Here is a 17,347-nt window from a genome sequence, read left to right as displayed (position 1 = left end):
GGTTGGCTTCCGGGCCAGCCCCTCTTTTCTTGCCTGCCGCAGTTCACGGTCGCATCGCATGGGCGGACGAGAGGAGACCTTGCGCGATGATCAGGCTGCCGCGCCCCGCAGCATGGGGACAGTTGCGCTTCGGCGGACGCCTCGGCTGGGCGCGTGGCGCTGTGGGTGCGCTCTTCGGCGTGGCGCTGGCAGCAGTGGCCGGCAAACTTCTCCCCGGCACTCCGCAGTCGCCATGGATCGTCGCGCCTGTCGGTGCATCCGCGGTGCTGGTCTTCGCGGTTCCTGCCAGCCCTCTCGCGCAGCCATGGTCGGTCCTCGGCGGAAGCATGGTTGCTGCGCTAACCGGCATTGCCGCAGGCCATCTGGTCGGCGATCCGCTGACTGCAGTGGGACTTGCGGTGGGCATGGCGATCGCCACGATGACCTTGGCCCGTTGCCTTCATCCACCCGGCGGCGCCTGTGCCATCCTCGGCGCGCTTGCGGCAACTAACCCTGCCAGTAGCGCAATCGGGCTTCTTCTGCCGCTCCTCGCCAATCTGCTGGGACTGGTCTTCGCAGGGTGGCTCTATAACAACTTCACTGGCCACCCATGGCCGCACATTCCGCTTCAGGCCCCACCCATGCCAAAGGGCACATGGGCAGGCACATACGAGCGTGCGGACCTCGATGCCGTCCTGGAAGATTGGGACGAAGTGCTCGACGTCGCACCGGAAGATCTCGACGCGCTGTTCCGCGCGGTCGAACGCCGCGTGCTGCGACGCTGGGAGGATGATCACAAGTAGGCGTCAGAACAGGCTGGGCTGTTCCGGCTTGCGCGGCGCCGACGGAGCGGGCGCGTTCTCCTCTACCTCTATTTCCACCATCGCCGCGTCGGCATAGGGCCGCTGCATCGCCACCGCCGCATCGCCTTGGGCGGTCAGCCACTGGTGTGCGGCTTCCGCCGTGCCGAGGATGACGGGCATCGCCTTGGGATGGACCCGCCCGACCACGGCATTGGCCTCGCAGGTAAGGAAGGCAAAGCGCGGCCCCTCCGCTGTCGGACGCCACAGCCCTGCGAAGGCGAACAACTCCTGCTCCTTCAGGGCGAACCAGTGCTTGCGCTTGCGTCCCGTGTCCGGGTCCGGCGTCTGCGACCACTCCGAGAAGGCCGTGACGGGTACGAGGCAGCGCCGGTTCGGGTCCTCCAGCGCTGCCCGCCACATTGGCGAAGCGAGGTTGCGGATATTGGTCACCGGGCGCTTCACTTCGCCGAACGGCGGCCAGCCCCAGCGCATCGTGCCCAGCCTGCGCGTCGGCCCCCGCGCAATCAGCACGGGCGCTTCGGCATCGGGGTAGATTTCGGAAAAGGCGGGCAGATTGACCTGCGCATTGGCCACCGGCGCGAACATCTGCGCGATGGCTTGCACGTTGCTGGTCATGCGATACAAGTTGCACATGACAACCAGATATGTGCGGGAGAGCGCCATGGCCACCCATTTGCGGCCGAATATCGAATGCAGCGACGCTGAATGGCATGCCCGGCAGGAACTCGCCGCCTGCTATCGCATCTACGACCACCTGGGCTGGTCCGAATCGATCTACAACCACATCTCGCTGAAAGTGCCTGATCAGGAAGGCGCGTTCCTGATCAATCCGTTCGGCCTGCTCTACAGCGAGGTCACTGCCTCGAACCTCGTCAAGATCGACATCGACGGCAACAAGCTGGATGATAGTCCCTACCCGGTCAACCAGGCGGGCTTCACCCAGCACGCCTACTTCCACCGCCACCTGCCCTGGGCCCACGCGATCAGCCACGTCCACACGACCGAGACGATGGCGGTGTGCAGCCTCGAAGAAGGGCTGATGCCGATCAACTTCTACGCCTGCAACTTCATTGGGCAGCTTGCCTACCACGATTTCGAGGGCGTCACCGTCCGCGCCGAGGAGGGCGAACGCCTGCTGGCCAACCTTGGCGACAAGCGCGTGCTGATGCTGCGCAACCACGGCCCGGTGGTGCTGGCCCAGACACTGCAGCAGATGTTCATCACGCAGTGGAGCCTGCAGCGCGCCTGCGAGATCCAGATGGCGACGCTTTCGATGGGCCGCCCGCCGATCCACGTCGGTGAGGACGTGATCAAGGTCCACCAGCGCGATCTCGGCCAGGTCAATGCCGGCGGCCGCGTCGGCGAGGCGGACTTCGCCGCATGGACCCGCCGCATCGACAGGATCGACCGCAGCTGGCGGGATTGATTGAAGCGGTGGCGGCGCGCTAAGCGGAGGCCATGGCCCGCCTCACCGTCAACAACCAGCCCGTGCAGTACCGTCTCGAGGACGATACCCCGCTGCTCTGGGCGCTGCGTGATGCGGCCAATCTCACTGGCACCAAGTACGGCTGCGGCACCGGCGAATGCGGCGCCTGCATGGTCATCGTCGATGGACAGGCAATGCCCAGCTGCACCCTCTCGCTGGGCGAGGCCGAGGGCCGCAGCGTCACCACCATCGAAGGCCTGTCGGGTGATCGCTCGCACCCGGTGCAGCAGGCGCTGGTGGCCGAGCAGGCAATCCAGTGCGGCTTCTGCACGCCGGGCATCGTCATGGCTGCGGCCGCGCTGCTCACCACCAGCGCCAGCCCGACCGACGAGGATATCGGCCGCGCCATCACCAACATCTGCCGCTGCGGCGTCTATCCGCGCTTGACCCGCGCGATCCAGCGCGCCGCCCGCGTGATGCGCGGCGAGGAGACGATCAGCGCCGCTCCGCCACCGGCGATCGTGGCGCCCGGCGCAGGCTGAAGGGGTGGCGCCCTCCCGTTGCGAGGGGGGAATGGGAGAGCGCCTGGGGTGTTTCAGAACTTCGCGCGCACCGTCAGGCGGGCATTGATCGGCTCGCCGGTGGAGATGTTGTTGTCGGTATGCGCCGAGGGGAAATAGTCGGTGTCGGTGAGGTTCTCGACATTGAGCTGGAACGAAAGGTTCTCCGACAGGTCATAGAATACCGCGGCATCGATCCGCGTGAACGCCGGCAGCGTTACCGCGTTGCTGATCGTCGTGAAGCTCTTCGACTGGTGCGTCAGACCCATGCCAAGGCCCAGCTTGTCGCTCACGTCGTAGCGGGCCCACGCCGAAGCCTGGTGGCGCGGCAGCTGCGACAGCTTGCGTCCGGCAGGCGCAGCGGTGGTGGCTGAGCGGACCTCGCCATCCTGCAGCGTATAGCCAAGGCTCACCTGCAGTTCCGGCAGCACGCGGCCGGCGAGCGAAAGCTCCACGCCCTTGGCGCGGGTCTTGCCCGACAGTTCGGGCAGGCCGGTGACCGGGTTGTTGAAGCGCGAATTGTCGCGGTTGAGCTGATAGATGGCGGCTGTGAAGGCAAGGCCGGCGTTCACGTCCCACTTCACCCCGGCCTCGAGGTTTTCGAACTGCTCGGGCGCCAGCGTCGCCTGCGTTGCATCCAGCGAGCCGAACTGGTCGCCCGACTGTGGCAGGAAGGTCCGGGTGAAGCTGCCGTAGACGCTGACGTTCTCCTGAGGCTTGAGGATCAGGCCAAAGCGCGGCGACCACTTGCGGTCCGTGCGCGCGGCCGTGGTCGTGGCGATGCGGTTGTCAGCGCTGATCCTGAATTCGTCGAAGCGCACCCCTGCCACGACCTGCAGGAACGAGGCCAGCTCGATCTGGTCCTGGAAGTAGGCTGACCAGGTATCGACCCGGCTGAAGGTCGAACGGCTGGGCGCGGCGAAAGTCACCGCCGGGATGGTCAGGCGCTTGGCCAGTGTCACGGTGGTGGAGCCGCTGAAGATCGGGTCGGAACGCAGGCTCGAGGTGTCCTGGCTCGAAACCTCGAGACCGGCCAGAACGGTATGGCCGATGCCGCCAGTCCGGCCTTCCCAGACAAGGTTGGTCTGCCCGACCCAGCTTTCGCGCACGTTGGCGCTGGAATAGCCCGAGAGCGTCAGCTGGTTCGAAGCGTTCACCGCACTGCCGGCGAAGACGTTGCCGTAATACTTGTCGGTGTGGGTGTACTGGCCCAGCACGTTGAAGCTGAGGCCATCGGCCAGTTCGTGATCGAGGCGGGCCTGCGCGATGTGCGCGACAACCGTCGCAATGTTGACGTCCGAGCGGCCGAAGAAGGTATCGTCATAGCCGGTCAGCGGCTTGCCGTTTACCGAGGGCACGCCGCGGTCGGTGGTACGGCGGTCGTCGTCATAGTTGTAGGACAACTCGATGCGGGTCTTCTCGCCGGGCTGGAAGGCCATGGTCGGGTTCACGCCGATGAAGCGGCCCTCGAAGTCCTGGCGGTGGTTGTCGAATTCCTCGTAGGTGCCGTTGAAGCGCGCGCCGACAGTCTCGGTGAGGGGCTGGTTCCAGTCGGCGGCCAGCGCAAAGGCGCCGAAGCTGTCGACATTGGCGCTGGCCTCGCCCTTGGTTCGGTCAAGGTCGGGCGTCTTGCTGACGCGATTGACCACGCCGCCACCGCCGCCACGGCCAAACAGGAGCGCATTGGCGCCCTTCAGCACTTCGACCCGCTCGATGTTGTAGAGCGAGCGGTAATACTGCGTGTCGTCGCGCAGGCCGTCGAGGTAGAAGTCGGCAGTGGTGTTCTGGCCGCGCAGGTTGATCTGGTCGCGATGGCCCTCGCCCTGGCCGAGCACCACGCCCGGAACATAGCGCAGTGCATCGCCCAGTTGGGTGATGCCCTGGTCGTCAAGCTGCTCGCGGGTAAGCACGGTGATGGTCTGCGGCACGTTGACCAGCGGGGTCGGCGTCTTCACCGCATTGGCATCGACCGGGCGATAGCCGTCGGCGGTGCCGGTCACGACGATCACGGTGTTGGTTCCATCGGCCTCCAGCGCGGCATCTGCGGGCACCAGATCTTCTGCAAAGGCGGCAGAAGGCATCAGCATGGTTCCGGCGAGCAGCAGGCTGGAAAGACGGTTCACGGTAGTCCCCTTAACGATCACGTGTTTGCGATAATCATTCGCAAGAGGGCGAGTATTGCGAGTCAATCGCACTTGCAAGGGGTTTCTTGCGAATTTTTCGCAATAACATTGACCTGCGTCAAAACGCGGGCGTTGCAGCCAGTGCTCGCGGGGTTATGAGGTTTGCATCGAACACGCAGGAGGCAGCGATGAAGGCAACGATCTGGCACAACCCCAACTGCGGCACCTCGCGCAACACCTTGGCGATGCTGCAGGATGCGGGCGCGGAGGTGACGGTGGTCGAATACCTCAAGACCCCGCCCAGTGCCGAAAAGCTCGCCCAGCTCTACCGCGATGCCGGCCTCACCCCACAGCAGGGCCTGCGCTTGCGTGGCACCGACGCCGAGGAACGCGGCCTGCCCTCAGCCGATGACGCGACGGTGCTGGCCGCCATGGCCGCCGAACCCAAGCTGATCGAGCGTCCGCTGGTGGAGACGGAAAAGGGCGTCCGCCTGTGCCGCCCGAAGGAAAAGGTGCTGGAGATATTGTAGGGGGAGCGGCGGTTGAGCCTACCCGCTCCAACCAGCCCCAAACCCCTCGTCGCCCCGTGCTCGACACGGGGCCTGGCTCCCTTCTGACGCCCCTCGCAGACTCCCGCGAATCTTGCCGCGCCTGTTGAGCCGTCATGCCGAGCGCATAATCGCAGAATGAGCGCAGCCCCATGTCGAACACCGGGCGACGGCGATCTTCCGAAGGAACCTGTCGCAACCTTGAAGGTCTTCTTGCCCAGCTTCGACAAACCCTATTGTCGCCTTGGCTGACTTGCGGCTAGCTCCCGGCCATGATCAAGTTTAACGACAGATCGGTTCGCAAGATCGTCGTCGTCGCTACTGTCTTCTTGGCCGCCGCAATCGTGCTCTACGGTGTCGGACTATTTGTTCTGGATGAATCGTACCGCCAATACAGCCGAACAACCCAACAGCGCCAGTTCGTCCTTGGCGATGAATGGCACGATGCGGATCTGAAGATCATTCGTGAGTTTGAAAAGCGCCATAGTCTCGACCCGGAAGCGAATGGCGGCTTGCGGCTGGTTCTGTCGGAATGGCCTCGCTGGCGGTACAAGATTTCGTTGGACCGTCGCTTAGATGGCACTGCCAAAGGCGCAATCTACGCGATTGCATATGATGGGACGGGGCCAGCATACGAGAGAAGCTTCTCGCTTAGCAAAGGCCAGGCAAAACTGTTCTTGGATGTGTTTGACCGGAAAGTGGGTAGGTACAGGGGCGAAGCATTCCAGTGCGTCGACGGTACAGGATTCATGTTCGAGCGATGGCGGGAGCGGGCAGTCGTCGGTGGATCCGGAAATGCGGCGTGCATGAGCCACTACGCCGATTTGATGAGTTTGGTTGCGGAGACTCTGTCCGGATCTCTGAGCGATGCACCCTTCGATTGGGGTACTTGGTTTGCGGTAAAGCGGGTTCTGGAGCTTCGTGACTAGAGCGGCGAGCGGTCACAGGCGTTGCCACTTGACCTAGATTGGGCAGTGCTAACTCAGAAAAACAGGAACGGCTTGCCCGCCATGATCAGCGCGGCGGCGCAGCCGAGGACGATCGCCTTGCGCGCCAGTTCAGCCGCCGAGAAGTCGGCGAGGGGCGCGTGGATGAGGGCGATTGTGCGGAGCATGTCCGAGCCATGCGCCCTCATCTCTTAACTTTGGGTAAAGGGCTTAACCCTCCAGCCACTCCAGCAGCGAGGCGAGGCAATCGCGCGCCAGCAGCTTCGACCGTTCCGGGCTCCAGCCCTGTTCCTTGCAGGGCAGGTCGTCGTTGTCCTTGAACGGCATTTCCAGCGTCATTGCCACGCAGCCGAAGCGGTGGGCGACCTGGTTGGTCGACATCGTCAGGTTGGCGCGGCCCGGCGCGGCGATGGGATAGCCGCGCCGCGTCTGGAAATCGGGGGTGCGGCGTTCCAGGATGCGGCGGTAGCGTTCGTAGGAGGCGCCAAGCTCGTCGGTCCACGAAGGGATGCCTTCGAATCCGGCAAGGAACACGTGCGGGATCGCCTCGTCGCCGTGCACGTCCATTGCAAAGTCCACGCCGGCCTCGTCCATGGCATTGCGGATTGCCAGCACTTCGGGCGAACGCTCCGGCGTCGGCTCGTGCCATTCGCGGTTGAGGTTCACGCCCACGGCATTGGTGCGCAAGTGCCCCCGGCACGATCCGTCCGGGTTGGCGTTGGGCACCACGTGGAAGCGGCAGAGCTGGCGCAGCTTGCGGCCATGTGGGTCGGCAGGGTCGGTCAGCAGTTCGAGCGCGCCTTCCATCCACCATTCGGCCATCGATTCGCCGGGATGCTGGCGGGCATAGAGCCAGACCTGCTTCGGGCCTTCGCCCAGTTCGAGACAGTCGATCGGCTGGCCTTCGATGCTGGTGCCAAGGCAGCGATGGGTGACGCCGGGCAGCGCCGCCGTTTGCGCCACCAGATCGTGATGCCGCTCCATCGAATAGGGCGCGAAATAAGCGAACCAGCAGGTGCCAGCCTCGGGCGTGTGGCGGATGGTCAGCGTCGCGCCGTCCTCGCCCGGATCATAGCTGGTCTCGGTCCGGCCCCAGAACTCGCGGTCTTCGGAGAAGGCTGCCCGATACCCCGGCCAGCCACCCGGATAGGCGGAATTGCCAAGTCCGGTGATCTTCAGCTCCAGCTCACGCCCCGCAGCCCCGTCGACGCGAAAGTGGAACCATTGGAAGAACTCTGAGTCGCGGTCCTTGCGGATCGCCAGCTTCGCACGCGCGCCCGAAACCTGGAGCACTTCGATGTTGCCGGAATCGAACGCGGCATTGATGCGGATATCTGTCATTTTACAGTGATAGTATCCCCTGACGTGCCGGGGAAGCCCGAGAACAGGGCATGCGCCAGGCGAGGTGCGGCAAGCGCCGGGTCGGCTTCCTTCGCCTTGGCCTTCTCGCGGTTTTCGGCACGGCCTTCCCACAGCGCCTCGCCGGTCCGGCGGTCGCGGATGCGCACCGACAGGCGCGTGACGACGTAGTCCTTCGGCCCTCCGCCCAGATTGATGCCGACACCCAGCCCCACGCCGCCGCCATAGCTGCCGGTCGATCCGCCCACGCCGACGCTCACCGGTCCGCGCTGCCTCTCTCGCTTGAGCACCTCGCGGTCGACGCGCACTTCGGCCACGGCATCGGCGGCGCCCGGCGTGGCGCTGCCAAAACCGCTGGCAAACAGTTCCTTCTGTACCGCGGCAAGCCAGACCTGATCTTCCAGGCTGGATCGGTCACTGCCCGGCGCCGCCTCGACAATCACCGCCGCGCCTTTCAGCCGGGGCAGCGTCTGCGCGGTGTGAAACCGCGTGACCTCGATCGGTGCGGGCTTGGCCATGACGGGCGTTGCCATCAGGGCAGCAAGGGCAATTGCGGCTGTAAGGCGTTTCATCATTCTGCATCCCATGATCATGGCGCAGGTGGTGCTACGCCGCGGATTTCACCGCAATGCCAATTGGCACACCTGCTCCAGTCAGCTCGCCGGAACCACCTGCGCATCGGCAAATTTCGCGAACAGCGCCGAGGCCAGCCTTGCCGCAACTGCGCCATTGTTCAGGCCATCGTCGTCCTCGCGCGTCTGCGCTTCGGCGTGGCCTTCCCACAGCACGCGATTGCTCGCCTTGTCGCGGATGCGCACGTCGAGCCGGGTTGCGACGATGGCCTTCTTCGCCTTGGTCAGGTCGATGTTGAGCGCCATCGCGGTGTAGTTGCCGCGATTGGAAACGCCCACCTCCATCGCGCCCGAAACCGGCTTGCGCTTGGCTTCCTCGGGCACGACCTGCTCGTGGCGAATGCCGATCTGCGCGATCTGTCCGCCTTCCGCGCCGTTCACGGCCGTTTCGTAGCCAAGCTTGGCCAACTGATCGACGACGGCGGCTTCATAGACCGGCAGCTTCCATTCCGCCTCGGCGCCTTCGGCAGCGGCGACGGTGATCGGCCCCTTGCCCAGAAGAGATGCCGCATCGGCGGCCTGGAACGCCTCGACCTCGACCTTGCGCGAAGGCTCGGCACCCCGCTGCCCGTTTTGCCGCCCGATGCGCTGGTCCATCGGCTGGTCCCACCGTTCCCCAGGCGGCATGGCTTGGGCAAACGCGCTGGAGCTTGCCGCAAGGAATGCGACGGCAGACAAGATCGGTTTGGCTTTCATTCGTAATTTTCCCGTAAGGGGTGAGGCGCGACCCGGCCGGACGTGTAAATCGCCCGCGCTGTCGCAACCATGAACGCGCGGGAGCAACGAAACCTGCGCCAGAGCGGAGCGAATTGCCAATGCCGAAGGTTCCCGTTCTCGTCACCGGCGGCGCAGGCTACATCGGTGCCCACGCCGTGTTGGCGCTGAGGGATGCGGGCCATCCGGTCGCGGTGATCGACAATCTGGTCACCGGCTTCCGCTTCGCCGTGCCCGATGGCGTCCCGTTCTACGAAGGGGACATCGAGGACGCTGACCTTCTGCGGCGCATCTTTGCCGAACAGGGTACGCGCGCGGTCATGCATTTTGCCGGTTCCGTGGTCGTGCCCGAATCGGTCTCGAACCCGCTGAAGTACTATCACAACAACACCGCCAAGAGCCGCGCACTGATCGCCGCGGTGGTCGAGGCGGGCGTGCCGCACTTCATCTTCTCCTCCACCGCCGCCACGTATGGCACGCCCGAGGTTTCGCCCGTTACCGAGGATGCGCCACAGCGCCCGATCAATCCCTATGGCATGTCCAAGCTGATGACCGAGGCGATGCTGTCCGATGTCGCCGCCGCCCATGCGCTCAATTACTGCGTGCTGCGCTATTTCAACGTCGCCGGCGCCGATCCGCAGGGGCGGACCGGCCAGTCGACCGCGGGCGCAACGCACCTGATCAAGGTCGCGGTCGAGGCGGCATTGGGCAAGCGCGCCTCGGTCGGCGTGTTCGGCACCGATTTCGACACCCCCGACGGCACCGGCGTGCGCGATTACATCCACGTCTCCGATCTTGCCGCCGCCCATGTTCTGGCACTGCAGGCGCTAATTGCCGATCCCGGCGAATCGCTGACGATGAACTGCGGCTACGGGCGCGGTTTCTCGGTGCTCGAAGTGCTCGACGCGGTCGATCGCGTCACCAACCGCAAGATCATGCGCGAGATGCAGGGCCGCCGTCCAGGCGATCCCGCCGCGCTGATCTCCGACAACAGCCGCATCAAAGCCACGCTGCCGTGGGTCCCGCGCTATGATGATCTGGACACTATCGTCACCCACGCCCTGGCCTGGGAGCGCAAGCTGGACGAGATTCGCCCTGGCTAGGTCCCGCCCCTAGCCACCGATTGACCGGAACACGCCGTCCGGCTGGCAGAAAAAGCGCCCCTGCCGGCCTGCGGTTCTTTCGATCGTGTTCCATTCGTCCATCCGGTCGGTCCCGAAGGTGAGCGAAAGGAACACCGCGCGCTCATCGAGCTGGCCGATGGCGGTTGAGTGGACGAAGCCCGAGCCGAACGCCACGCCCTTGCCCATCCGATAGGGGTATTCGCGTTCCTCGCCCCTCACTGAAACATAGGCGAGGCCCATCGCGCAGGCGTTGGGGGTCAGCGGTGCCATCACGGTAAAGGCCGTGTTGCCTTCCGTCAGCCAATCGCGGTGCATGTCATGCGCCTCGCATCGGCTGCGGGTGACGAAGAAGCCGGAATAGAGCCGGATCACGGCATCGTGCGCCACGAACGGCGCGACGGCCTCGTCGAGCCTGAGCCGACGCAACAGGCCATCGAACCACCAGTAGGTCGCCTCGTCGGCATTGCTCAGCCAGCAGATATCGCTCTTCCATGCCGCAGGACGCTGATTGTAAAGCTTCTGTCCGCCGGGCAGCGTATACGTCGCCTTGTCCTCTTCCATTGTCCGCGCGGCCTCGGCCAGCGGGGCAAGCTCGTCGAGAATCGCTTGTGGCACATCGAATTCGAGCACGTTCCTGGCCATCAGCGAGGGGTTGAGGAAGACCGACTGCCCGGGCTTGTGCAGCAGTCCTGTCATGATCGAAGAGGTCATCCGCCCGGTTCCCGTCCATCCCGCGAGGCCCCGCCCGCATCAGCACGATTTGCATGCTCATGACGGCCGGGCAAGCGCCATCCTCGGCACCTGCAGGGTTGACTTGGGCTTTTGCCCCCACTAACGGCCACGCTTCAGTTTTCAGCCCGGTCAGCTTCGGGCAAAGGGATTCGACATGAAGATTCGCAACAGCCTGAAGTCGCTCAAGGACCGCCACAGGGATAACCGCGTGATCCGCCGCCGTGGCCGCGTCTACGTGATCAACAAGACCCAGAAGCGCTTCAAGGCGCGCCAGGGCTAATTCACCAGTTTCGGTGCAGTCTCGCGACGGCGGGGCTGCACCGGAAACCGACAGGCTTCTGCAAAAGCCACGCAGCCCCCGCCGAAATGCGGGGGCGCAGTCGTTTATGGGCCGCGCATCGCAGGATCGCGAATCGAGAGGCTGGCATGTCCGTAGAAGCGGTAGTCTGGGACATCGGCCGTGTGCTGGTGCAGTTCGACCTTTCCGGCATCTACGCCGAAGCGATCCCCGATCCCGCAGAACGCACCCGATTCGTCTCCGAAGTCGTCACCGAGGACTGGCACGCCCAGCATGACGAGGGCGTACCCTTCGCGCAGATGGTCGCCGCCCGCACGGCGCAGTTTCCGCAATACGCCGACCTGATTGCGCTCTACGCCAGCAACTGGCTTGCCAGCCTGCCGGGTCCGGTGCCCGGCACGCACGAACTGATCGAGCGTCTGGCCGCGCGCCAGGTCCCGCAATACGCGATCACCAATTTCGGCATCGAGTCATGGGGCCTGTTCCGCCCGACCTTCCCGATTCTCGACCACATGGGCGACGTCGTGATTTCGGCGGTCGAACGGCTGGTAAAGCCCGACCCGGCAATCTTCCACCTCGCTGCCCGCCGCTTCGGTCGTGCGCCCGAAACCATGCTGTTCATAGACGACAACGCCGCTAACATCGCGACGGCCAGGTCGCTGGGGTGGCACGTCCACCACTTCGTCGGCGATCCCGATGTGCTGGAGCAGCGAATGCGCGCGCTGGGCCTGCTCTAACCCCCGCTTCTCACCTGCAGAAACAACGTCACCCCGGACTTGCTCCGGGGTCCCGCTTCCTTCTTGGCCACGGCGTCAACCGAAGCCGGAAGCGGGACCCCGGGGCAAAGCCCGGGGTGACGGCAAGGGGGAGGAGAGAGGTGTAACGCACCCTCTCGCCCCCACGTGATCAAAGCCCGTCGATGGCCTTGCTCACCAGCACGTTCACGGCAACGCGGCGGTTCTGCGCCTTGCCTTCCTCGGTCGAATTGTCCGCCGCCGGATCGGATTCGGCCATGCCGGTCGGCGTCAGCATGCGGTAGGGCGCCCAGCGGCACTGCTGCTGCAGGAAATTGATCACGCTGGCGGCGCGCTTCTCGCTCAAGGTCTGGTTGTATTCCTCGTCACCGACCGAATCGGTATAGCCCACCACCAGCATCAGCGCGTTCTCGGTGCCGTTTGCCATCGAGGCGGTCTGGCACAGCTCGGCCTTGGCCTGCGGGGTCAGCGCGTACTTGCCGGTGTCGAAGTAGACGTTTGTCGTTGCCTTGATGTTGTATTTGTCGATGTCGCCCATGCGGCCCTTGAGCGCGGCAGTGGCAGCGGTCTGTTCGGCAAAGCCTTGCGCGGTGCCGTTGCGGATCATCTTCGCGGTCTTGAAGTCACCGTTGCGGAAGGTGATCTGGCTGGCCAGCAGCGCCTCGCCCGCCTGCATGGTCTTTACCGTCACGGGCAGGCCATTGAGCAGGTTTTCCGTCGTCAGCTTCTTCGATCCGAACAGGCCGGTGCTGGCCTTCACCGTCGTGGCGTCGTTGAAGAACACGATCGTGCTGGTGCCATCGTCGGCAGTGACCTTCATCTTGTCGCCCTTGCGCGCGGTGATGATACCCTTGACCTCGGGGCCCTTGGTCATCGCCGAGGTATCAGGCACGACCTCACCTTCGACGATGATGTTGGGGTCCTGCATCCCGTTCTGCTGTGGCTGAGCGACAGCCATGGCGGAAACCGATGCGGCAGCCGCAGCGAGCAGCATCAGCCTTGCGCGCCGGGGGGTAGTGGTAGTCATCGAGAACGCTCCTTGCGACCTTCAAAAAGGTGTCGGTGTTGCGACGGAACTTTCCCGCAGATGAACGATCCCGCCGGGGAACCCGATTCCGGGCACTGGCAGCGCCAAGCGTGCGACGAACCGAGTGGGCCGTGCACTGATGAAGGACGGAATGAGCCCCTTTTTCTTGACCCTCCCGCAGGCGGGAGGGGTTGGGGGTAGGCAAGAAGCGCTGCCGCCCGCCACCTCAAGGGAAGGGAAACACCACCGGCAAATCGCCCTCGCGCCAAGGCGCGAACTTGCCCATCACGCTCGCGAACAACGCAGACTCAAGGTGCGCGCAAAGCCAGCGCTGCAGGTGCGGCAAAGGCTGGCTCTCGAACCAGACAGGGTCCGTCGCCGCAAACTGCCGCACGAACGGCATCACGGCCATATCGGCAAGGCCCCGCTCTTTCCCGCACAGTTGTCCGTGCTCAGCCAGCCGCGAATCCAGATCGGCAAGAAACGCCAAGCCGCTTTCCCGATGCTCCAGCGCATTGCTGTCATGCCGCTCCGGATACTTGTAGCGATCGAGGTCATGCTTGAATGGCCCGTCGTTGCGCGCGATCAGCCCCGCATCGTCGCGCTCCAGCCAGCCTTCGGGATCATGCTGCAAGAGCGCCCAGTGTATCACGTCGAGGCTCTGCTCGATCACCGCGCCGTCGGGAAGGACCACCACCGGCACCGTCCCCTTGGGCGAGGCTTCGAGCATCGCGGGCGGCTTGGCGGAAAGCTTGATCTCGCGCAGCTCCACGCTCACGCCGCTGACCGCAATCGCCAGTCGCGCCCGCATCGCATAAGGGCAGCGACGGAAGCTGTAGAGGACCGGCAATGCCATTGGCTCAGCCGCGCAAGGCGATCAGCGAGACCTGCCGGCCGTAGCCCGGCTCCTGGCGGTGCGTGGCGCGGCGGAAGGAATAGAACCGCTCTTCCTGCGCGTACGTGTCCTCGCCCATCATCCCGACCTTGGTGAGGCCCGCATCGCGCAGGCGCAAGGCGACATAGCCTTCAAGGTCGAACCAGGCATGGCCCTCGCGCCCGGCCCGGAAGAAGCGCTCGTTCTCGCCCGCCTGTTCAAGAAACCGCGCTTCGAACCCTGCGTCCACCTCGTAGCTCTTCTGCGCAATGCAAGGGCCCACCACTGCGGCGATGTTCTGCCGGTTCCCGCCAAGCGCTTCCATCGCCGCAATCGTCGCATCGGTCACGCCCGTAAACGCACCCTTCCAGCCCGCATGTGCCGCGCCGACCACGCCTGCACGCTGGTCAACGAACAGCACCGGCGCGCAGTCTGCGGTCAGCACGCCAAGGACCAGGCCGGGGCGGTCCGTTACCAGGGCATCGGCCCTTGGACGATCTGCGTCGGCCCAAGGTTCGGTCACGGTCACCACGTCAGGCGAATGAATCTGGAAGCAGGTCTGCAAGGTCCCGCCCGGCAGCACCGCCTCCACCGCACGTCGGCGGTTTTCGGCAGTCAGCACCGGGTCATCCTCGCTGTAGCTGACATTGAGCCCCGCAAGGTCACCCGTGCTCACCCCGCCCTTGCGGCCAAGGAAGCCGTGGGCGGCGCCAGCGAGAAGCGGATGGGTAAGCGCCTCGACGCTCACGCCTCCAGACTCTTGCTCACCTGCTCGCGCACATCGCGCGACAGCGTCGGCTCGGCGGCGATCCGCTCCAGCTCGGCCCGCATCAGCGCGGCGCGGCCTTCCTCGACCTTCTTCCACCGGCCGAGGTAGGGCACGAAGCGCGCCGCCACGTTGCCGTTTATCGGGTCCAGCTTCAGGATCAGGTCGGCTATCAGGCGATAGCCTTCGCCGCCTTCCCGATGGAACGCCTGCGCATTGGCCGCAAACGCCATCCACAGCGCGCGGACGCGGTTGGGGTTGGTCATTGTGAAGTCTGGATGCTCGGCCAATGCCTTCACATGCTCGGTCGCCTTGGGATTGAGCGAGCCTGCCTGCAGCGAGAACCACTTGTCGATCACCAGCATGTTGCCGGCAAAGCGCGAGTGGAAATCGGCCAGCGCCGCTTCGCGCTCGGGGCATTCGAGGCTGCACAGCACCATGAGCGCGCCCTGGCGGTCGGTCATGTTGGTGGCGGCATCGTACTGCGCCTTGGCGCGGCGTGCGGCTTCGGCGGGATCGGCGGCCCCGAGATAGACGAGCGCCTGCGTCTTGCACTTGCGCGCGCCCCGCGCCTCGGCGGCAAGGCTGTAGGGCACGGCAGAGACGCGTTCGTGCAGGGCCAGCCACTTGTCCTTCAGCGTCTCGCCCAGCCAGCGCTTGAGCCCCTCGCGCTCGGCAAAGATGCGCGTCGGGTCGGCGCGGGTCAGCTGCTCGGCAAGGTAGGCCTCGCCCGGCAGGATCAGCAATTCGCCGCGCATCAGGTCGTCCAATGCGGTGTCATCGAGAATCGCGCCCATCGCCGCGCCGATTGCACCTTGCGATTCCTCGCGCTTCTCCAGCGTCCCCGCCACGGCGCCAACCAGATGCCGCACGATCAGCTGCTGCATCGCCTCATAGCGGGCGAAGGGATCGTCGTCGTGGCGGGCGAGGAAGACGAGGTCCTCCGTCGTCACCGGCGCCACGATCTCGACCGGCGCGGAGAAGCCGCGGTTGATGGAAAGGACGGGGAGCGAGGTGAAGCCCTCGAAGGTGAAGGACTGCTCCGGCTCGGTCAGGACGATCAGTTCCTCGCCGTGGTGCTTCCCCGTCTCGCGGTCGAACAGCGCGATGCGAAGCGGGATCACGAACGGCTTCTTGTCCGGCTGTCCGGGTGTGGGTGCAGTTGTCTGTTTGAGCGTGAGAGTTACCCCTCTGCCTCCGAGAGTTGCCGCTTCGCCCTCGAGAGTTGGATTTGCCGCATCGAGAGTCATGGCAACGCTCACGCGCGGGGTTCCGGCCTGTTCGTACCAGTTGCGGAACTGCTTCAGGTCCAGCCCGGCGCCATCTTCGATAGCCTTTACAAAGTCTTCGCAGGTCGCCGCCTCTCCATCGTGGCGATCGAAGTAGAGCGTGGTGCCCTTCAGGAACCGCTCCATGCCCGCCAGCACGGTCATCATGCGGATCACCTCGGCCCCCTTGTTGTAGACGGTCGCGGTGTAGAAGTTGCTGATTTCCTGATAGGAATCGGGTCGGATCGGATGCGCCAGCGGCCCCGAATCCTCAGGGAACTGCACGGCGCGCAGAATCCGCACATCCTCGATCCGCTTGACCGGCGCGGAGCCGCGATCGGCGCTAAACTGTTGATCTCTAAGGACAGTGAAGCCTTCCTTGAGGCTCAGCTGGAACCAGTCGCGGCAGGTCACGCGGTTGCCCGACCAGTTGTGGAAGTACTCGTGCGCCACCACGCCCTCGATCGCGTCGTAGTCGCCATCGGTCGCCGTCTCGGGATCGGCCAGAATATAGCGCGTATTGAAGACGTTAAGGCCCTTGTTCTCCATCGCTCCGGCGTTGAAATCGCTCACCGCGACGATGTTGAAATCGTCAAGGTCATACTCGCGCCCATAGACGTCCTCGTCCCACTTCATCGAGGCGATGAGCGAGCGCATGGCGTGGGTGGTGCGCTCCTCGTCGCCGGGGCGGACGTAGATCGCAAGATTGACCTTGCGGCCCGATTTTGTCGTGAAATTATCGCGGTTTGCGACCAATTCACCGGCCACCAGCGCGAACAGGTACGAAGGCTTGGGCCAGGGATCGTGCCACTCTGCCCAGTGGGTGCCGTCGCCATTGTCGCCCGCAGCAGTGGGGTTGCCATTGGACAGGAGCACCGGGAACAGCGCCTTGTCTCCGCTCATCCGCACCGAATAGACCGAGAGCACGTCGGGCCGGTCGGGGAAGAAGGTGATGCGGCGGAAGCCCTCGGCCTCGCACTGGGTGCAGAGCAGGCCGTTCGAGGCGTAAAGCCCTGAAAGCTGGGTGTTTGCCGAAGGATCGATCAGCGTCTCGATACCGATGTCATGGGTATCGCCGGGAAGTTCGATGACAAGATCGGCGCCGTCCATGTGCCAGTCATTGTGGGCTTGGCCATCTACCGTGACAGACTTGGGCTCGATGGCATCGCCGTTGAGGCGCAAAAGCGAAGTGTCTGTGCCTGCGGGATTTTTCGCCACCTTCAGGGTCGCCTGCACCTTCGTCGCGTTCAGCGAAAGCGCGAAATCCAGCGCGATTTCGGGAACGAGCCATTCGGGCGGGCGATAGTCCGCGCGGTGGATCACGGTTGGGGCGACGACGGGCTGGCCGGAGAGATCGTTCATGCGGCTGAACTTAGGAACGCGTGCGCGGC

General features: G+C 64.7%; 19 protein-coding genes. 8 read left to right on the top strand and 11 right to left on the bottom strand.

The genetic code is table 11. The annotated features are described in order from the left end of the window. The first annotated feature begins 86 nt into the window (after positions 1-86). Entirely contained in the window at positions 87-782 is a 696-nt protein-coding gene (locus AC1Q5P_RS05630) for an HPP family protein (protein WP_492518397.1), read from the top strand. A gap of 3 nt (positions 783-785) precedes the next feature. On the opposite strand, the gene AC1Q5P_RS05625 is transcribed toward AC1Q5P_RS05630, so the two are convergent. Next, positions 786-1,418 carry an SOS response-associated peptidase gene (locus AC1Q5P_RS05625; protein WP_492518396.1) on the bottom strand — a complete coding sequence of 211 codons (633 nt, stop codon included), beginning with the start codon at positions 1,416-1,418 and terminating at the stop codon, positions 786-788. Between the two features lie 46 nt (positions 1,419-1,464). Here AC1Q5P_RS05625 and AC1Q5P_RS05620 point away from each other — a divergent pair, with 46 nt between their 5' ends. Both AC1Q5P_RS05620 and AC1Q5P_RS05615 read left to right on the top strand, forming a co-directional pair. Beyond that, positions 1,465-2,229 (top strand): class II aldolase/adducin family protein, encoded by a 765-nt coding sequence (locus AC1Q5P_RS05620; RefSeq protein ID WP_062346958.1) that lies wholly within the window; start codon positions 1,465-1,467, stop codon positions 2,227-2,229. A gap of 32 nt (positions 2,230-2,261) precedes the next feature. Further along, positions 2,262-2,771, top strand: a complete 510-nt coding sequence (locus AC1Q5P_RS05615) for a (2Fe-2S)-binding protein (RefSeq protein ID WP_039332965.1) — start codon at positions 2,262-2,264, stop codon at positions 2,769-2,771. Between the two features lie 53 nt (positions 2,772-2,824). On the opposite strand, the gene AC1Q5P_RS05610 is transcribed toward AC1Q5P_RS05615, so the two are convergent. Next, the gene (locus tag AC1Q5P_RS05610; protein WP_492518395.1) at positions 2,825-4,912 is read right to left on the bottom strand and encodes a TonB-dependent receptor; all 2,088 of its coding nucleotides are present in this window, start codon (positions 4,910-4,912) and stop codon (positions 2,825-2,827) included. A gap of 188 nt (positions 4,913-5,100) precedes the next feature. Here AC1Q5P_RS05610 and arsC point away from each other — a divergent pair, with 188 nt between their 5' ends. Together arsC and AC1Q5P_RS05600 are read left to right on the top strand one after the other, a co-directional pair. After that, positions 5,101-5,442 carry an arsenate reductase (glutaredoxin) gene (gene arsC / locus AC1Q5P_RS05605; RefSeq protein WP_039333306.1) on the top strand — a complete coding sequence of 114 codons (342 nt, stop codon included), beginning with the start codon at positions 5,101-5,103 and terminating at the stop codon, positions 5,440-5,442. 290 nt (positions 5,443-5,732) lie between these two features. Then, on the top strand, positions 5,733-6,389 hold the full coding sequence (locus AC1Q5P_RS05600) for a hypothetical protein (protein ID WP_039332961.1): 657 nt from the start codon (positions 5,733-5,735) through the stop codon (positions 6,387-6,389). A 53-nt stretch (positions 6,390-6,442) separates the two neighbouring features. On the opposite strand, the gene AC1Q5P_RS05595 is transcribed toward AC1Q5P_RS05600, so the two are convergent. From AC1Q5P_RS05595 to AC1Q5P_RS05580, 4 genes are all read right to left on the bottom strand, one after another. Next, positions 6,443-6,574, bottom strand: a complete 132-nt coding sequence (locus AC1Q5P_RS05595; protein WP_492518394.1) for a hypothetical protein — start codon at positions 6,572-6,574, stop codon at positions 6,443-6,445. 43 nt (positions 6,575-6,617) lie between these two features. Further along, positions 6,618-7,748 (bottom strand): M14 family metallopeptidase, encoded by a 1,131-nt coding sequence (locus tag AC1Q5P_RS05590; RefSeq protein WP_492518393.1) that lies wholly within the window; start codon positions 7,746-7,748, stop codon positions 6,618-6,620. After that, positions 7,745-8,338, bottom strand: coding sequence for a DUF4136 domain-containing protein (locus tag AC1Q5P_RS05585; protein WP_492518392.1), 594 nt, complete (start codon positions 8,336-8,338; stop codon positions 7,745-7,747). Before AC1Q5P_RS05585 ends, AC1Q5P_RS05590 begins: the two co-directional genes overlap by 4 nt. Positions 8,339-8,419: 81 nt before the next feature. After that, entirely contained in the window at positions 8,420-9,094 is a 675-nt protein-coding gene (locus AC1Q5P_RS05580) for a DUF4136 domain-containing protein (protein ID WP_492518391.1), read from the bottom strand. 119 nt (positions 9,095-9,213) lie between these two features. Here AC1Q5P_RS05580 and galE point away from each other — a divergent pair, with 119 nt between their 5' ends. After that, positions 9,214-10,215 (top strand): UDP-glucose 4-epimerase GalE, encoded by a 1,002-nt coding sequence (gene galE, locus AC1Q5P_RS05575; RefSeq protein ID WP_492518390.1) that lies wholly within the window; start codon positions 9,214-9,216, stop codon positions 10,213-10,215. A 9-nt stretch (positions 10,216-10,224) separates the two neighbouring features. Here galE and AC1Q5P_RS05570 read toward each other — a convergent pair whose 3' ends face one another. Continuing rightward, complete coding sequence (locus AC1Q5P_RS05570) at positions 10,225-10,947, bottom strand: hypothetical protein (protein WP_492518389.1); 723 nt, start codon at positions 10,945-10,947, stop codon at positions 10,225-10,227. A gap of 175 nt (positions 10,948-11,122) precedes the next feature. Here AC1Q5P_RS05570 and ykgO point away from each other — a divergent pair, with 175 nt between their 5' ends. Together ykgO and AC1Q5P_RS05560 are read left to right on the top strand one after the other, a co-directional pair. After that, positions 11,123-11,248 (top strand): type B 50S ribosomal protein L36, encoded by a 126-nt coding sequence (ykgO, locus tag AC1Q5P_RS05565; protein ID WP_011446910.1) that lies wholly within the window; start codon positions 11,123-11,125, stop codon positions 11,246-11,248. A gap of 146 nt (positions 11,249-11,394) precedes the next feature. Further along, positions 11,395-12,003, top strand: coding sequence for an HAD-IA family hydrolase (locus tag AC1Q5P_RS05560; RefSeq protein ID WP_492518388.1), 609 nt, complete (start codon positions 11,395-11,397; stop codon positions 12,001-12,003). 169 nt (positions 12,004-12,172) lie between these two features. Here AC1Q5P_RS05560 and AC1Q5P_RS05555 read toward each other — a convergent pair whose 3' ends face one another. The 4 genes from AC1Q5P_RS05555 to pepN all read right to left on the bottom strand — a co-directional run bounded on the left by AC1Q5P_RS05555 (position 12,173) and on the right by pepN (position 17,318). Then, positions 12,173-13,048, bottom strand: a complete 876-nt coding sequence (locus AC1Q5P_RS05555; RefSeq protein ID WP_062346536.1) for an OmpA family protein — start codon at positions 13,046-13,048, stop codon at positions 12,173-12,175. 226 nt (positions 13,049-13,274) lie between these two features. Continuing rightward, positions 13,275-13,904: a glutathione S-transferase gene (locus tag AC1Q5P_RS05550; RefSeq protein WP_492477227.1), complete on the bottom strand. Its 630-nt coding sequence runs from the start codon at positions 13,902-13,904 to the stop codon at positions 13,275-13,277. Between the two features lie 4 nt (positions 13,905-13,908). Continuing rightward, complete coding sequence (gene pgeF, locus AC1Q5P_RS05545; protein ID WP_492477228.1) at positions 13,909-14,670, bottom strand: peptidoglycan editing factor PgeF; 762 nt, start codon at positions 14,668-14,670, stop codon at positions 13,909-13,911. After that, entirely contained in the window at positions 14,667-17,318 is a 2,652-nt protein-coding gene (gene pepN / locus AC1Q5P_RS05540) for an aminopeptidase N (RefSeq protein WP_492518387.1), read from the bottom strand. The genes pgeF and pepN overlap by 4 nt, the downstream gene beginning before the upstream one ends. Between the last annotated feature and the right edge of the window lie 29 nt (positions 17,319-17,347).

The sequence above is a fragment of the Novosphingobium sp. GW835-FHT14H07 genome (genome assembly GCF_058793515.1).
Note: the sequence above shows the minus strand (reverse complement) of the source record. Positions and strands in the feature narration are given on the sequence as shown.

Coding starts and splice junctions, on each gene's coding strand:
- AC1Q5P_RS05630 (WP_492518397.1), top strand. CDS start 87: ATGATCAGGCTGCCGCGCCCCGCAGCATGGGGACAGTTGCGCTTCGGC.
- AC1Q5P_RS05625 (WP_492518396.1), bottom strand. CDS start 1,418: ATGACCAGCAACGTGCAAGCCATCGCGCAGATGTTCGCGCCGGTGGCC.
- AC1Q5P_RS05620 (WP_062346958.1), top strand. CDS start 1,465: ATGGCCACCCATTTGCGGCCGAATATCGAATGCAGCGACGCTGAATGG.
- AC1Q5P_RS05615 (WP_039332965.1), top strand. CDS start 2,262: ATGGCCCGCCTCACCGTCAACAACCAGCCCGTGCAGTACCGTCTCGAG.
- arsC (WP_039333306.1), top strand. CDS start 5,101: ATGAAGGCAACGATCTGGCACAACCCCAACTGCGGCACCTCGCGCAAC.
- AC1Q5P_RS05600 (WP_039332961.1), top strand. CDS start 5,733: ATGATCAAGTTTAACGACAGATCGGTTCGCAAGATCGTCGTCGTCGCT.
- AC1Q5P_RS05595 (WP_492518394.1), bottom strand. CDS start 6,574: ATGCTCCGCACAATCGCCCTCATCCACGCGCCCCTCGCCGACTTCTCG.
- AC1Q5P_RS05590 (WP_492518393.1), bottom strand. CDS start 7,748: ATGACAGATATCCGCATCAATGCCGCGTTCGATTCCGGCAACATCGAA.
- AC1Q5P_RS05585 (WP_492518392.1), bottom strand. CDS start 8,338: ATGAAACGCCTTACAGCCGCAATTGCCCTTGCTGCCCTGATGGCAACG.
- AC1Q5P_RS05580 (WP_492518391.1), bottom strand. CDS start 9,094: ATGAAAGCCAAACCGATCTTGTCTGCCGTCGCATTCCTTGCGGCAAGC.
- galE (WP_492518390.1), top strand. CDS start 9,214: ATGCCGAAGGTTCCCGTTCTCGTCACCGGCGGCGCAGGCTACATCGGT.
- AC1Q5P_RS05570 (WP_492518389.1), bottom strand. CDS start 10,947: ATGACCTCTTCGATCATGACAGGACTGCTGCACAAGCCCGGGCAGTCG.
- ykgO (WP_011446910.1), top strand. CDS start 11,123: ATGAAGATTCGCAACAGCCTGAAGTCGCTCAAGGACCGCCACAGGGAT.
- AC1Q5P_RS05560 (WP_492518388.1), top strand. CDS start 11,395: ATGTCCGTAGAAGCGGTAGTCTGGGACATCGGCCGTGTGCTGGTGCAG.
- AC1Q5P_RS05555 (WP_062346536.1), bottom strand. CDS start 13,048: ATGACTACCACTACCCCCCGGCGCGCAAGGCTGATGCTGCTCGCTGCG.
- AC1Q5P_RS05550 (WP_492477227.1), bottom strand. CDS start 13,904: ATGGCATTGCCGGTCCTCTACAGCTTCCGTCGCTGCCCTTATGCGATG.
- pepN (WP_492518387.1), bottom strand. CDS start 17,318: ATGAACGATCTCTCCGGCCAGCCCGTCGTCGCCCCAACCGTGATCCAC.